The sequence below is a fragment of the Rhodovulum tesquicola genome, assembly GCF_024128855.1.
Classification (GTDB): domain Bacteria; phylum Pseudomonadota; class Alphaproteobacteria; order Rhodobacterales; family Rhodobacteraceae; genus Rhodovulum; species Rhodovulum tesquicola.
Map to the genome: position 1 here is coordinate 1 of NZ_JAMYDV010000079.1, position 250 is coordinate 250.

Below are 250 nucleotides of genomic sequence, written 5' to 3' on the forward strand. Positions count from 1 at the left end.
CGATGTCGTCGATCACACCGATGATCTGGCTGATCTCGTCGGACGAGCGCTTGATCTCGGACATCGCGCCGACCGCATCGGTCACCACCCGGCCCGAGGCCTCGGCATCGCCGCGCGCCGCGCGCACAACGCCCTCGACCTCGGCCGCGCTGTCGGCCGCCGAGCGCACGCTCGAGGTCAGCTCGTCCAGCGCCGCCGCCGTCTCCTCCAGCGTCGCCGCCTGGTTCTCGGTCCGGTGCGACAGATCCTC

Annotated in this window: 1 pseudogene; it reads right to left on the minus strand. The window is 71.6% G+C overall.

Annotated features, from left to right (window positions below):
* Window positions 1–250: pseudogene (locus tag NHN26_RS17450) on the minus strand (hypothetical protein); the annotation flags it as partial.